Source organism: Lacticaseibacillus manihotivorans DSM 13343 = JCM 12514 (assembly GCF_001435035.1).
GTDB classification, from domain to species: Bacteria; Bacillota; Bacilli; order Lactobacillales; family Lactobacillaceae; genus Lacticaseibacillus; species Lacticaseibacillus manihotivorans.
Map to the genome: position 1 here is coordinate 1 of NZ_AZEU01000144.1, position 13,309 is coordinate 13,309.

Annotated in this window: 13 protein-coding genes; 6 read left to right on the forward strand and 7 right to left on the reverse strand. The window is 46.0% G+C overall.

What is annotated here, in order from left to right; genetic code table 11:
* Nucleotides 1–110: 110 nt before the first annotated feature.
* From FD01_RS08290 to FD01_RS08300, 3 genes are all read right to left on the reverse strand, one after another.
* Entirely contained in the window at nucleotides 111–887 is a 777-nt protein-coding gene (locus FD01_RS08290; RefSeq protein ID WP_056963670.1) for a phosphotransferase family protein, read from the reverse strand.
* A 100-nt stretch (nucleotides 888–987) separates the two neighbouring features.
* Nucleotides 988–2,199, reverse strand: coding sequence for an ABC transporter permease (locus tag FD01_RS08295; RefSeq protein ID WP_056963672.1), 1,212 nt, complete (start codon nucleotides 2,197–2,199; stop codon nucleotides 988–990).
* Nucleotides 2,196–2,930: an ABC transporter ATP-binding protein gene (locus FD01_RS08300; RefSeq protein WP_054718124.1), complete on the reverse strand. Its 735-nt coding sequence runs from the start codon at nucleotides 2,928–2,930 to the stop codon at nucleotides 2,196–2,198. Before FD01_RS08300 ends, FD01_RS08295 begins: the two co-directional genes overlap by 4 nt.
* 93 nt (nucleotides 2,931–3,023) lie before the next feature.
* Here FD01_RS08300 and FD01_RS08305 point away from each other — a divergent pair, with 93 nt between their 5' ends.
* The 4 genes from FD01_RS08305 to FD01_RS08320 all read left to right on the forward strand — a co-directional run bounded on the left by FD01_RS08305 (nucleotide 3,024) and on the right by FD01_RS08320 (nucleotide 6,144).
* The gene (locus FD01_RS08305; RefSeq protein ID WP_056963674.1) at nucleotides 3,024–3,452 is read left to right on the forward strand and encodes an HIT family protein; all 429 of its coding nucleotides are present in this window, start codon (nucleotides 3,024–3,026) and stop codon (nucleotides 3,450–3,452) included.
* Complete coding sequence (locus FD01_RS08310; RefSeq protein WP_054718112.1) at nucleotides 3,452–3,802, forward strand: YtxH domain-containing protein; 351 nt, start codon at nucleotides 3,452–3,454, stop codon at nucleotides 3,800–3,802. The genes FD01_RS08305 and FD01_RS08310 overlap by 1 nt, the downstream gene beginning before the upstream one ends.
* Before the next feature lie 328 nt (nucleotides 3,803–4,130).
* Nucleotides 4,131–5,039, forward strand: coding sequence for a peptidylprolyl isomerase (locus FD01_RS08315; protein ID WP_056963677.1), 909 nt, complete (start codon nucleotides 4,131–4,133; stop codon nucleotides 5,037–5,039).
* Nucleotides 5,040–5,232: 193 nt separating this feature from the next.
* Nucleotides 5,233–6,144: a peptidylprolyl isomerase gene (locus FD01_RS08320; RefSeq protein WP_056963679.1), complete on the forward strand. Its 912-nt coding sequence runs from the start codon at nucleotides 5,233–5,235 to the stop codon at nucleotides 6,142–6,144.
* 95 nt (nucleotides 6,145–6,239) lie between these two features.
* Here the strand turns inward: FD01_RS08320 and FD01_RS08325 are convergent, their stop codons facing one another.
* From FD01_RS08325 to FD01_RS08340, 4 genes are all read right to left on the reverse strand, one after another.
* Nucleotides 6,240–7,208 (reverse strand): 3'-5' exoribonuclease YhaM family protein, encoded by a 969-nt coding sequence (locus tag FD01_RS08325; RefSeq protein WP_054718105.1) that lies wholly within the window; start codon nucleotides 7,206–7,208, stop codon nucleotides 6,240–6,242.
* A gap of 664 nt (nucleotides 7,209–7,872) precedes the next feature.
* Complete coding sequence (locus FD01_RS08330; protein WP_056963681.1) at nucleotides 7,873–8,217, reverse strand: YlbF family regulator; 345 nt, start codon at nucleotides 8,215–8,217, stop codon at nucleotides 7,873–7,875.
* A gap of 29 nt (nucleotides 8,218–8,246) precedes the next feature.
* The gene (locus tag FD01_RS08335) at nucleotides 8,247–10,304 is read right to left on the reverse strand and encodes a PBP1A family penicillin-binding protein (protein ID WP_056963688.1); all 2,058 of its coding nucleotides are present in this window, start codon (nucleotides 10,302–10,304) and stop codon (nucleotides 8,247–8,249) included.
* Nucleotides 10,305–10,520: 216 nt separating this feature from the next.
* Entirely contained in the window at nucleotides 10,521–11,705 is a 1,185-nt protein-coding gene (locus FD01_RS08340; RefSeq protein ID WP_056963684.1) for an RNA-guided endonuclease InsQ/TnpB family protein, read from the reverse strand.
* A gap of 206 nt (nucleotides 11,706–11,911) precedes the next feature.
* Between FD01_RS08340 and FD01_RS08345 the strand changes: the two genes are divergently transcribed.
* Nucleotides 11,912–12,748 (forward strand): RluA family pseudouridine synthase, encoded by an 837-nt coding sequence (locus FD01_RS08345; protein WP_056963686.1) that lies wholly within the window; start codon nucleotides 11,912–11,914, stop codon nucleotides 12,746–12,748.
* Nucleotides 12,749–12,867: 119 nt separating this feature from the next.
* A complete protein-coding gene (locus FD01_RS08350; RefSeq protein WP_054718093.1) occupies nucleotides 12,868–13,212 on the forward strand; it encodes a PadR family transcriptional regulator in 345 nt (114 codons plus the stop codon).
* Nucleotides 13,213–13,309 lie beyond the last annotated feature (97 nt).

Genomic DNA, 13,309 nt, shown 5'->3' on the forward strand with positions numbered 1-13,309 from the left:
TGAGTGCGCCTATGGTTAGGTATCTCTATCTCTAGTATTTTTCAAACTTCCTCCAATAAGTTAAGTCGTTTCCATAAAAAATCCGGCGGATACCGCCGGGTCATAGCAATTTAATCTTTTTCATCCACCAGCGCTTGCAGGCGGATCAAAGCTTGGTTCATTTCTGTATAGCGCTGTTGATTGTAGCCTGAACGCACAGCTTCTAAGAGATGCAATTGGCCATACCACATAATGCGAGCCAACAAGTCATCCGTTAAATGGGTGCCGTATGCTTCAAGCCAAGTCCCCCATTGTGCCCGTGGAACATAATTGATCAACACCACGGATAAGTCAAAAGCCGGATCACCAAGGCTGGCTTGATCCCAATCGACTAAATACAGTTTGTGTGCATCAGATAACAACCAATTTTTATGATTGAGATCACCATGACACACCGTCGACGCCACCACTGGCGGCAACGTCTTCAACCGCTTAGCCGTAGCTGCGACTAAAGGATGTTGGCGCAATGGTTTGGGCAGGTCCGCGACATAGCGATCGCGTAATTGCGCAGGCGTTGGCATTGGGGCGCCAACTTTTTTCAACATGCGGTGCAACAATTGCGAATGGTGGACGCGCGCTAAAAGCTTCGCCACCATCGGCGTGTTCATTTGCGCACGCGTCAAGGTTTGGCCGTTGAGCCATTCTTGGGCAGTGAGCACATCGCCAGTTGTCATGCGTTTGGTCCAAATCAGTTTCGGAGTGATTTCCTCAACGGATAAGGCCGCCAAAAATGGGGACGCATTTCGTTTTAAAAAGAATTTCTCATGGGCATGGACGCCTAAAAACGCACCGCCGGTAGTGCCACCGACAGGGCTGAGCGACCACCCTGGGTCAAGATCAAAATCCATAGGCACAACTCCTAATTACAATCGTTACAAATCACGCAATTGTCCGTCTTGTGGTGAAAAACCACATCTAGAATCAGTGTACTAACTGCAGACTTTACAGTCAAGAGCGGGCTTTGGCAAATTGTTGGAGCCGGATCGGTAAATACCAAACCGCTAAACCGATGGCCACCACTAAGCCGCCGACTAATGCAGCAATTGCGGCGATCCAGTGCCCGCTAGCTAATGCCCCTAATGCTAACACGATCGCCGCCAAGCCCAAGAGTTTGCCGATCAAGGCTTTAAAAGCATTCGGCTTTTGGGTGTCAGGTAGTGGATATAAATAACTGAACACGATGTCGTCATGGACTTGATACATCGGCAACAATTGAAACCCGATCAAGTAAACAAACAACGCTGACAACGCCAATGCTAACCACCATTGTTGGACAAACACTAAGCACAAAGCACCGATCACCACTAAGCGCAAATATAAACCTAAAAATTCCGTCCGCCGCAAGAAGCTGCGGATCAATAACCATGCCCAAGTATTTTTTTGCTTCTTGAACACGGTATGCGCGATACCGTCCAAGTATTTCCGCCGCTTGACGGTACCTTGCAACCCTGGCACATCAGTAAACAGATTGTAAAACCGATAAATCTGCCCCATACGCTTGGCTTCAGCTTGCACTAACGCTAACCAATCCAAGTGAGCTGGATCTAACCACACGCCGAGTTGCCAGCGCAAGCCCAGTGCCATCACCAAGCCGACGACTAAGCTGATGGCAGGATGAATGTAAAAGCCAAACCCCAACGCGATCAACGCGATGCCAAACAAGTAGCGGCGCTTGGCCCATTTTGGCGCGCCTTGATAAAAACTGAGGACTTGCAACCACAGATCCGCATCTTTAAACGCCCAAAGTGAAACCCCTAAGGCAATCGCGTCGAAAACTTGCAAGTTGAGGACTTTCAACATCGGAATACCGGCAATCGTGGCAAACGTCAATACCACTAAAGGCAACCCTAAACTGTAACGCCGCGCCTTGGTTAAATATTTCGGAAACTCTGTGGTTTTTGGCAATAAGAAGGTCGCGTCGGTTTTTTGCACCAAGCTCGCCAAGCGCCCGATGCCCAGCAACGCCGTGAACACGATTGCCAAGGCCCCTGGCAACCACCAAGCAGCGGTCATGGTTTTGACGACTTGGGAATAGCCATAAAGAAGCGCCCCTAATAAAATGATCAACACCAAAACAAAGTGGTCATTGAAAACTAACTTTAAATATTTGAATTGCGCTTGCGAGTGTTGCTTCAAGCGCGTTTGCCAAAGCTTCTTCATGCCTGCGCTCCTTCTTCACTCATGGCCATATAAATATCGTCAAGCGAGGCATTGGCGATGCCAAACTTGTCACTCAAGGTTTCGAGATCCCCTTGCGCGCGCACTTGGCCAGCTTTGAGCAACACAAATTCATCCGCGTATTGTTGCGCCGTGGCCAAAATGTGGGTGGACATCAACACCGAAGCACCAGCGGCTTTCTTTTCTTGCACCAAGTCAAGTAAGTCATGGACCGCCAAGGGATCCAAGCCGGTGAATGGCTCATCGATAATAAACAGTTGTGCGTCAGTGATGAAGGCACACACGATCATCACCTTTTGCTTCATGCCTTTGGAAAAGTTGTCAGGAAACCAAGCTAACTTGTTGTCCAAACGGAACTTGGCCAACAACTCATTGGCTTTGGCCCAAGCGGTTTTCTTGTCCAAGTCATACGCCATGATGGTCAAGTCGATATGCTCTTGCAGGGTCAACTCTGGATACAGGACTGGCGTTTCTGGGACATAGGCGATGGCTTGGTGATACGCGTTGGCATCATCATCCAAACTTTGGCCGTTGACCAAAATCTTGCCAGATAAAGGTTTTAATAAACCGATAATGTGTTTAATGGTCGTGGATTTGCCGGCCCCGTTCAAGCCGATCAAGCCGACGATACTTTGATCTGGCACGGTGAAGTTCACATTTTGTAAAACGGGTACCGTCCCATAGCCGCCGGTGAGTTGTTGGATGTCTAACATATTGGTGCCTCCACAGAATTTGGATTTAAACTCGCTTTCATCTATGATAGCATGAATGCAAACCAAAACTTCATCAAGAAAGAGGAATTGACCATGACAGATTGTATTTTTTGTAAAATTATCGCCGGCGACATCCCAAGCGTCAAAGTATATGAAGATGATACCGTCTTGGCATTCTTAGATATTTCTCAAGCGACGCCTGGCCACACCTTAGTGGTCCCTAAAAAACACGTGGCCGACATTTTCGCCTATGACGCTGATCTCGCTGCGGCAGTGTTCTCTCGCATTCCAAAAATCGCCCAAGCGATCAAAGCCAGCGACCCGAAAATCAAAGGGATGAACATTTTGAACAACAACGGCGAAGTCGCTTACCAAAGTGTTTTCCATTCACACATCCATTTGATCCCGCGCTACTCTGATGCTGACGACTTCAACATTCACTTTGGCGATCACACCGATCAATACAATAGTGAACAATTACAAGCCATCGCTGACAACATCAAAAAGCAGGTGCAAAACTAATGGCCAAATTCACTACCGGCTTTTTGCTGGGCGCGGCAGTCGGCACCGCTTATGCGTTGTTGACGGCTAAGAAAACTGGTCCGCAACGCGTCGCCACTGCCAGCCAATATGTCGACTCGTTAACCGAAGCGACTAATGGTGTGCAACATGCCGTCACCCGCTTTGGCAATGCGATGAAAGATCTGCGTCACGAACTGGACAACACGTTAAAACCTGCTGTTGATGATATCCAAGCTAGCGTTGATGATTTCAACTTCCAAACGCAACCGCGCGTTGATGCCATCAATGAACATCTCGATGCGATTTCTAAAGCTGCCGACAGTTTAGATGCGACCATCGACGAACATTAATTTTATTAGGCTGAAACTTTCGCGAGTTTCAGCTTTTTTTGCCCAAAAAACTTAGTCAGCCGACTGAGTTTTACAAGGCTAAATTTGAAAATCGGTGGATACATGCATTTTCTTCACGTCTTCAATAGTTTGGCAACTGGTCAACTGCATCGCACGCATCTTGAATCATGGTCAAATCTGACTTGGTTTGCTTTTTTGCGAAGATTTATCGCCGCAGTCGATGAATTCTTGAGGCTTTTATGATGCTTTTGTGAACTTGCCGATTTCAGCCAAATGTCATGCTATATTAGGTCACGCAATCAATTTAATCGAAATAGGATGTGTAATCATGAAGAAATGGATTCTTGGGATCGCCAGTGTCGCCTTAGCCGTCACGTTGGCAGGGTGTGGATCAAGTACTGTCGCCAACATGAAAGGCGCAAAGATCACCCAATCGGAATACTACGAAGAATTGAAGTCCACCACTAGTGGTCAATCCACCTTGCGTAGTATGATCGTGCTTAAAGCCTTGCAACAACAATATGGCGATAAAGTGTTCTCTAAGAAAGTCACCGCCCAATATAACAAAGTCAAAAAAGAATACGGCTCAAGTTTCTCTTCCGCTTTGGAACAAAACGGCTTGACAACCAAGACCTTCAAAGAACAAATCGAAACCTCTTTGCTTTCTGAAGTCGCTTTGAAAGACTTGAAAAAACCGACCCAAAAGCAAATCGATGCGCAATGGAAGAAATATGAACCAAAAATCACCGTTCAACACATCCTGGTCGCCAAAAAAGCCACGGCGACAACAGTCTTAGCTGAACTGAAGAAAGACTCCAGTGCCGCAAACTTCAAGAAACTGGCCAAGAAGTATTCCACGGATACTGCTACCAGCTCAACTGCTGGGAAGTTGTCAGCCTTTGATAACACGGACACCAGCTTAGACTCCACCTTCAAAACCGCAGCCTTCAAGTTGACCAAAGCCGGCCAGTACACCACCACTGCGGTGAAGACTTCCAGCGGTTATGAAATCATTCGCGCGATCAATATTCCTGCTAAAGGCAAAGAATCAGATCACACGGCTGAATTGAAGAAGCAACTGTACACCAGTTGGGAATCCAACACCACGGTCATGACCAACGTGATCAAGAAGGTCTTGAAGAAGGCGAATGTTTCCATTAAAGATGACGACTTGAAGAACGTGCTTTCTGTTTACTTGAGCTCCAGTTCTTCAACGACCACTTCCACTAGCAACTAAGTTAAGTTTTCATCACGTCTCGCCGCGCGCGAGGCGTTTTTTTATGCCATTACCCAGGTTGACCCCTTGATATACAAGCTTTTTGGGGAAAAAGTTTGACGTTTTCGTGAACATTGGGCAAAGACTTTTGGACTGTGGTATATTAGAACACGTGCGAATGTACCAAATACTTAAATTAGGATGTGTGTACACAATGAAGAAATGGATCCTCGGCATTGCCGGCGTTGTGCTGGCTGCAACCTTAGCTGGGTGCGGTTCTAGTACGGTTGCCAACATGAAAGGCGCAAAGATCACCAAAGACGAATACTATCAAGAAATGAAGTCCACCACCAGTGGTCAATCCACCTTGCGTAGCATGATCGTCTTAAAGGCGTTGGAACAACAATACGGCAAGAAGGTTTCTGACAAAAAAGTCACCGTCCAATATAACAAAGTTAAGTCGCAATACGGCTCAAGCTTCTCTTCCGCATTACAACAAAGCGGCTTGACCACTAAGACCTTCAAGGAACAGATCAAGACTTCCCTGTTATCTTCTGTTGCCTTGAAAGACTTAAAGAAGCCAACTGCTAAGCAAATCGATGCGCAATGGAAGAAGTACGAACCAAAGATCACGGTTCAACACATCTTGGTTGCTAAGAAGTCTAAGGCTGAAGAAATCATCGCCGCTTTGAAGAAGGACCCTTCTGAAAAGAACTTCGCGAAGTTAGCCAAAGCCAACTCCACTGATACCGCCACTGCTTCTGACGGTGGTAAGTTAAGTGCTTTTGACAACACAGACACTAGCTTGGATTCCACTTTCAAGGCCGCTGCCTTCAAGTTGAAGAAATCCGGCGACTTCACCCAAACCCCTGTGAAAACCCAATATGGTTACCACATCATCCGTGCCATCAAAGTGCCTGCTAAAGGTACCAAGGCCCAACATAAAGCTGAATTGACTAAGCAACTTTATACCAGTTGGGAATCTGACACGACGGTCATGACTGGCGTGATCAAGAAGGTCTTGAAGAAGGCTAACGTCTCCATCAAGGATTCTGATTTGAAGAACGTGCTTTCAGTTTACTTGAGCAACTCGAGCTCAAGCACTGCAACTAGCGCCGCTAACTAAATCAACTTTAAGCGTAACGTTTCGACGTTACGCTTTTTTGTTGCACTCAAAAAGCCCGCTGACATTTAAAATGCCGACGAGCTTCTGCATGATCCCTATTTTGGATCCGCGTATCCTTTGCCATGTTCTGGGCGGTAGAAACGCCGATTGTCCATTCCAAACAACCGTTCAGTGAACGTCCCTGGTTCGATATGTTGATAAGCAGTCGTCAACATATTGATCTGCGCATCCATATCGTCGAGGTTGTGTAAGATCTGAGCTTCAAGTAACCCTGGCCGCACTGGTGAACCATATTCCAACAAGCCGTGATGGGATAAGATCATATGCCGCAACATGATCATATCTTCTTGATGGATATCGATTTTCAATTCTTGCGCCGCTTGGACCAAGGCTTCATCGACTAAGACGATATGCCCGATCAAGTTGCCTTCCATGGTATATTCCGTGGACACTGGCCCAGAAAGTTCGATGGTTTTGCCCAAATCGTGCAAAATCGCCCCAGCAAACAACAAGGACTTGTTGACGCTTTGGTACTGATCTGCCACACTTTGCGCCAAGCGTAAAATGCTCAACGTGTGAAAAGCCAAACCGCCAGTAAAGGCATGGTGATTAGATTTAGCCGCCGGATAAGTCAAAAAGGCTTCTTTGTGATCGGCTAACAGCTTGCGAACAATGCGATTCCAGTTGGGGTTGGTGATTTTGAAAATGAAATCGTTGAGTTCATCCCCCATATCATCTGCCGTTTCTGGTGCATGTTCTTGGTAGTTGGCGGGATTATTGCCTTCTTCTTGCGTTGCCAAGCGCATATTGTAGATCTTGATTTGGGGATTGCCTTGATACAATTCGCGCTTGCCGTGCAGTAATACCACGACGCCGGCTTTGTATTGGTCGATATCAGCTTCTTGGGCATCCCAGAATTTTGCTGAAATATGGCCAGAAGCGTCTTGAAAATTAAACGCGATGAACTTCTTGCCATTTTTGGCGATACGCACTTCAGCCGACTTGATCAATACCGGAATGGTCAGATCTGCGCCGTTTTGAAAATCAAATAGTTGTTTTGCCATATGGGCCACCTTTTCTATGGGACATTGCTATGTTTCATGATAGCGATTTTCTGCCTAAAACGCAATCACGACACCCGATCACACGTAGACTTTTGCACTGATGACGTCCAGCATCTCCAGTATATTTTCATTGTTTCGGTTGGCTGATCATGAAACGCAATGTCGCTTTGCGGGCTGAGCGCTATGGGATAAACTGCTAAGAGTCCTACGTGACGTTCAGCTCGCTTCTACGCTTTTTGTCGCCATCGACAGATTCCCTTCATTGGTATTGCTAGCTTACAAAGCTAACCCACTTATGTTGAGCCAGCACAGATCCACGCTCAATATCGCCTCAATGTTCGTACCACCCGTTTCGTAGCCATCTGGTGCCAGTGGTCTGGTGGAGTGTCGGAACTGAAATCATCGAACGTGGCAGAAATATGAGCTAAGACAGCGGGTTTCTGGCTTAGCTCATATTTCAGGCAAATTTCGAGACAAGCGATTTTCTTGGCTCGAAATTTAGGTGGAAGAGCATTGGCTCGGGTTTGGCCAATCTCTGGAGCCGGCCGGCCACGAGAGATGATTTCAATTCCGATACGGAACCAGACCACTGGCGCCAAATGGCGGCATGAACTCGACTGCATAGAAAAAGGACTCAAGCATAGGTTTGAGTCCTTCATGTTGCTTATTTGCCTTGGTAGATATCAACGATTGGTTGGGTGATGGCGCGGTTGAGTTCATCCATCATTTGGGATAAAGCTTGTTCCTTGACCATCAAATCGTTGATCGGTTGCATGTTTTGCATTTTTTCACCGATGGTTTGGATATCTTTGATTTCATCTTCAGTGGGTTGTTGGCCTTGCATTTGCTTTTGTTGCAATGCCATTTGTTTTTGTTGGAATTGTTGGAACATCGCATAAGCGACAGCATCGAGTTTCAACATATCAAAGGCATGTTGCATTTCCTTGAATTGTTGAGATTCTTTCAAATCTGATGCCAGTTGGTTGGCGGTGTCGTATACGTTAGCCATAAATAGGCGCCTCATTTCGTTGTTTTAGGTTAATTGAATAACCCTTTAATATCATTATACCATTGATTGACGGTGCTCTTAGCAGAATCGATCCCACTTTGCACGCCATCTTGAATATTGGACCAAACGTCACTGCCGGAACTGGAACTTGACGCTGGCGTTTGGAGCGTCGCTTCTGATTTCGCATCTTTAGTATCAAACGCACTTTGCGGCGAACTTGGTAACATCGCAGACATTTCAGCTTTGAAAATCGGGGCCACGCCAGATTCGCTGGTGCCCACCAAGAAGTGATCCTTATCCGTAGTCGCAAACCCAGTCCAAGTGGCCACGACCATATCAGGGGTATAGCCGACGACCCATTGATCGCGTGTGCCGTAACCCCAACTGGATGGCACTTCAGTGGAACCAGTTTTCCCAGCAACGGTGTAACCATCAGGGGCTGCCGATACCCCAGTCCCATACTTGAAGGTACCCAACATCATTGACGTCATGGTTTTGGCGACAGAGGCTTTGATGATCCGCTTTTTGGTATTGTCCGTATTATCAACAACGGTTTTCCCTGTCGCATCCACGATTTTACGAATAAAATGGGTTTGCGGCAAGTAGCCACCATTGGCAAAAGCCGAATAAGCGCGCGCCATGATCAACGGACTAAAGCCTGTCGTCACGCCACCTAAAGCGGCGGCTAGGTTTTGATCTTTTTTCTTCAAATCGATGCCAAAACGTGCCAAGCTCTTCACCCCAGTTTGGACCCCGATTTTATTCAACAGCCAAACTGCGGAAGTGTTTACAGAGTTCGCTAAAGCCATATACATCGGCAAACTGCCGGTGTATGTACCAGTGGCATTAGTTGGCGTATAATTATTCGCCCCATAACTTTGCTTTTTATCTTGGACAGTTGAATCGTAATCATAGCCGTGTTCCAAAGCCGGCGTATACACCATCAAAGGCTTGATAGTCGAGCCGGGACTGCGTTGGAGTTGCGTGGCGTAGTTATAGCCTAAGAACACATGCTCGCCGCGCCCGCCGACAACCGCCAAGACCCCACCGTTATTTGGGTCAACTGCGATACTAGAGGCTTGGGCTTTGGTGCCATCTGACGCATTAGCGGGGAAGTTCGCATCATTGTCAAACGTCGATTGCATTTCACTTTGATACGTGGTGTCCAAGGTGGTGTAAACTTTGTAGCCTTTGTTCATGATGTCATCTTGGGAGATGCCATCTTTTTGCGCTTCTTCGATCACGGCATCAAAGAAATACGGATACTTGTTGGCATTGCCATCGGTATAAGTGTCTTTCAAGGTTAAGGTTTCGGATTTCGCTGAATTCGCTTCGGCTTGCGTCAGCTTATCGTTGTCCACCATCAAGCCTAAAATCAAATTCCGGCGTTCGACGGCGTGTTGCATATTGTCGATCGGGTTATAGTAACTCGGACTGCGCAACATCGCCGCGATCACAGCCCCTTCTGAGGCATCAAGTTGCGACGCATGTTTGCCGAAGTACTTTTCAGATGCATCCTCAACGCCCCATACCCCGTTGCCAAAGTAGGCATTGTTCAAGTACATCGTCAAAATATCCGATTTAGAGTACACTTTAGTTAACTGAATCGCTAAAAATAATTCCTGTGCTTTACGCAAGTATGATTGCTGCTGCGTCAATAACGTGTTTTTGGCCAGTTGCTGGGTGATGGTCGAACCCCCACCGGTGATTTGGCCATGGTGAATGATCAAGTTAAACACTGACCGCAAAATACCTTTGATTGAAAAGCCCCAGTTGGAATAAAAGGTACGATCTTCAGTGGACAACACCGCATTTTGAATTTGCGGCGAGATCTTGTCCAAAGTCACATAAGTCCCCTTTTGCCCGTAAAGCGTCCCGGCTTCTTGGTTTTTGCGATCATAAATAATGGTTTTAGTTTGCAGTGATGACTTAATATTTTGCACGTCAGCGGTTTTGGCTTGATAAGTAAACCAAGCACTGGCGATCAAAATAATAGTCAAGCCGATCAAAATCATCCAGCGGATCAATTGAAAACGCCGGAAAAACCAGCGCACTGCCGCCCATGCGGTATGCAAGTAGGGTCGCACCCACTGCCAAAATTGCTTGAGGTAAGCCACAGTACCCCTGCTTTCTATAATGTCCTAAAATGTGTAAGCATCTCGACCATTGCTAGTGTCTGATTTAGTCGATTAAAGGACTGTCATAATCAATCCCGTCAACAAACGCATTCTCGTATCCAAACTAGTTGGGTAACGACAGAGGCGTTCTCTTAGATTATCTGGTAAGTTTGAGATCAATCAAACTTACTCAGCGGTAAGCCCCGCTGCATAAGCAATTAAATTATCAACGGCGTTTTTATCTCGATCAAGATTAGCACCGCAATTAAAACAATGATATAACTGATGTTTTTGATTAATGCTATCACCAGATAGCGTTTGTTTTCCGCCGGTAGCTTCTCGGGTCTTGATGAATCCGCACAGTGAACAGTGCTGAGTCGATGGATAAAAACGATCGGCCTTGATAAACAATTGATGATTCCAATTCGCATGATATTCAATTATTCGGCGTGCCCGACCAAATAACCCACGGTGTAGGTTTTTTGCTAACTTTTTATTCATCTTCATTGCATTCACATTCAAATCTTCAACGCAAATCGTCTGACAATCTGCAAGGAGTGAATGAGTGAATTTCTGCAACATATCCTGTTGCAAATTTACAATGTCCAAATAAGCTTTATTCAACCTACACTTGGTTTTAGCATATTGATGTGACCAATAATTTCTAGGATTCACTTTACGCTTCCGAGCCAACTGCCGATTGTAATGCTTAATCTTGCTGTGCAGGTGTAAAATACGAGTCGTGATTGTTGTCAGACTCATTGCATTTGCATTAAAGTGGCCAATATTCATATCAACTGCCTGAATATCGAAACTTTCAACAAATTGGGGAACCGGTTGATCTGCGACTTGAACTGCAATACTGGCGAAGTACCTTTCACCGCGCTTGGTTATCGTCGCGGTTTTGATATCGCCGGTAAAACGTAAAGGTTCCGCCATCTTGATGAGATCGTAGTTCTGACCAAGAGGTTTGTCCAGCTTCAAATACTTCGAATTCACCACTTTGGCCCTGTCAGTGGTGAAAGACTGCCGTTTATGACGCTTTGACTTAAATGTGGGACGTTTCGAGTGAATCATGTTTGGATTGAAAAAGTTTTGCCACGCCTTCTTGAGATTGAGAATGGCCGTTTGTAAGATTCGAGCAGAGAATGAAAACTGCCAATCCTCCTTCTCGTTCACCAAAATATCACGAATTTTATTGCCATTTGGCTTGAATTTTAAATTTCCTGTCAGCACAAACGATTCATACATAACATTCCAGAGTTCAAGCCCCTGGTTGTAACAATACCGAGCATACCCAAAACCAGCGTCAAGAACCTGGCGCATCTGTGCATTTGGATAAATTCTGACTTTATGAGTCTTGATTGGCATCGTGTTCACCACCTCTGGATAGTAAGCATGAATACTCCCAGCACTTGAGAAGATTGACAATCTTGCAATCGCAGCAAATTGTGCTACTGAATCGCCAACTTTCCATTCCTTTCACTTTTAGTCTTAAATATTGTAACATTGCTTTCCAGCTGGCGTTGGTTAGCTTCACAACTTTAACGTAAATCCAATGAAAAGGAATCCGCCTTATGCCCGAATTTTCACTTACCGCTCCTGTTTTACATGATTATTCCAGCGTCACTGACCAGCTCACTGCTTGGCATGTGCCAAAGTCTTGGCGCTTTTGGCTCAGAAAGCATCAAGGTGTCACCGTCAATGGGGAATATCGCTATGGCAACCTGCCTGTTCATGCAGGCGAAACCATTCAATTGAACCTGTCTGCCGCCGATCCCACTGATTATGTACATCAAGTCCATCCTCTTAATATCATTTATGAAGATAAACAAGTGTTGGTCGTCAACAAGCCTGCTGGCATTAAACCCCATCCTAATCAACCTGGTGAAATCGACACGTTGATGAATTGGGTCGCCGCTTACTTGGCGCCAAATCCAGCCTACATCACCCATCGATTGGATATGTTGACCAGTGGGTTGACGTTGATTGCCAAAGACCCGCTAACGCAAAGCTTGATTAACCAACAACTGGCAACCAAAACCATGGCGCGCGAATATGTCGCACTAGTTTCGAGTGATATTCCAGATACTGGCGTCATCGGTGCCCCAATTGGCCATGATCCTGACGATAAACGCAAACGCATGGTTCGCGCTGATGGCGATCATGCCGTGACGCATTATCAGGTGATTGCCCGAACAAGATCGACTGCTCGCGTATGGTTAACTTTAGAAACCGGCCGCACCCATCAATTGCGCGTGCATCTGGCTTCAATTGGTTTTCCAATTCTCGGCGATCCCTTGTATGGCGACGTTCACGCAGCCCCGCGGTTAATGTTGCATGGCGCCAAACTCAGCTGGATAAAACCACTGAGTAACAACGTACAAACCGTTGAATGTCCAGCAGAATTTTAAAACGACCCAATTGCCCAACGAAAACAATTCGTTGGTTTTTTATTTTGCACTAGTAGGTATTGCAAACCATCTCACAGCGTGGTATCTTCTAGTTGGCAAAGCATACTAGAGGTGATGACATGGCCAGCAACGAAACAAGCCAAATGCTCAAAGGTGTTCTGCAAGGTTGCTTGTTGATCTTATTGGATCAATCGCCTTCTTACGGATACGCGATCACACAACGCTTGGATGACTTCGGCTTTACCGATGTTCCCAAAGGCACTGTTTATCCACTATTGATGACTATGGAGAAAAAAGGCCTGCTAAAAAGTGAATTCCGAGAATCCGCTGACGGGCCGAAACGAAAATATTACTCACCGACTGTAGCGGGAAAAACTGCAAAACACCAATTTTTAACTGAATGGCAACAGCTGAAGACAAACGTCACATCGATCGTAAACTTGGAGGAGTACGACCATGAATGAAGCTGAGTTGATGCAAGAGAATCAAAATCGCAGTCAGTTATTGAATCCCGCGTTTTACAATCAAGTTAGCCACTATCGTTAGCACTCAGACAAAATA

Excerpts from the sequence above, each read along its gene's own strand:
- FD01_RS08290 (WP_056963670.1), bottom strand. The coding sequence starts at position 887 with ATGGATTTTGATCTTGACCCAGGGTGGTCGCTCAGCCCTGTCGGTGGC.
- FD01_RS08295 (WP_056963672.1), bottom strand. The coding sequence starts at position 2,199 with ATGAAGAAGCTTTGGCAAACGCGCTTGAAGCAACACTCGCAAGCGCAA.
- FD01_RS08300 (WP_054718124.1), bottom strand. The coding sequence starts at position 2,930 with ATGTTAGACATCCAACAACTCACCGGCGGCTATGGGACGGTACCCGTT.
- FD01_RS08305 (WP_056963674.1), top strand. The coding sequence starts at position 3,024 with ATGACAGATTGTATTTTTTGTAAAATTATCGCCGGCGACATCCCAAGC.
- FD01_RS08310 (WP_054718112.1), top strand. The coding sequence starts at position 3,452 with ATGGCCAAATTCACTACCGGCTTTTTGCTGGGCGCGGCAGTCGGCACC.
- FD01_RS08315 (WP_056963677.1), top strand. The coding sequence starts at position 4,131 with ATGAAGAAATGGATTCTTGGGATCGCCAGTGTCGCCTTAGCCGTCACG.
- FD01_RS08320 (WP_056963679.1), top strand. The coding sequence starts at position 5,233 with ATGAAGAAATGGATCCTCGGCATTGCCGGCGTTGTGCTGGCTGCAACC.
- FD01_RS08325 (WP_054718105.1), bottom strand. The coding sequence starts at position 7,208 with ATGGCAAAACAACTATTTGATTTTCAAAACGGCGCAGATCTGACCATT.
- FD01_RS08330 (WP_056963681.1), bottom strand. The coding sequence starts at position 8,217 with ATGGCTAACGTATACGACACCGCCAACCAACTGGCATCAGATTTGAAA.
- FD01_RS08340 (WP_056963684.1), bottom strand. The coding sequence starts at position 11,705 with ATGCCAATCAAGACTCATAAAGTCAGAATTTATCCAAATGCACAGATG.
- FD01_RS08345 (WP_056963686.1), top strand. The coding sequence starts at position 11,912 with ATGCCCGAATTTTCACTTACCGCTCCTGTTTTACATGATTATTCCAGC.
- FD01_RS08350 (WP_054718093.1), top strand. The coding sequence starts at position 12,868 with ATGGCCAGCAACGAAACAAGCCAAATGCTCAAAGGTGTTCTGCAAGGT.